Source organism: Streptomyces sp. ATLC9, from assembly GCF_057196705.1.
Genome location: NZ_JBXUOY010000593.1, coordinates 1 through 453, shown reverse-complemented (window position 1 = coordinate 453; position 453 = coordinate 1). Strand labels below are relative to the sequence as shown.

The 453-nt window shown below is 80.8% G+C and carries 1 protein-coding gene; it reads left to right on the top strand.

What is annotated here, in order from left to right; all coding sequences use genetic code 11:
• Positions 1–453: hypothetical protein (locus AC2CJA_RS27225; protein ID WP_484605281.1), on the top strand; the 453-nt coding region annotated here is incomplete at both ends.

Here is a 453-nt window from a genome sequence, read left to right as displayed (position 1 = left end):
ATCCAGGAGGCCGAGCGCGACGCCGCCCCCGCGCTCGCCGCCCGTGCCCGGGCCGCCACCGATCTGGTGCGCGCCCTGCACGCAGCCGCGGAGCAGGCCGAGCACCTCGCGGCCGAGGAGGAGGGGCGCTCCACCGCCCTGCAGGGCGAGGGCGAGGCCGCCCACCGCGACGCGACCGCCGCCGCCACCGAGGCCCAGCGCGCCCGCAGCGAGGGCGAGCACCTGCGCCAGCGTCTGACCGAGGTCGAGCAGGAGACGGCGCAGGCCGTACGCGCCGGCTGGCTGGACGGCTCCTCTCCCGACGCCGACCCGGCCCGCGCCGCCCTGGCCGCCAGCGACGCCGAGAAGGAAGCCGTCGTCGTCTGGGAGACCGCGCGAGAGAGCGCCCGCCGCGCCGCCGAGCGCGCCCGGGAGACCGCCGCGGCACGCTCCCGCGCCGAACTGGCCGCGGCC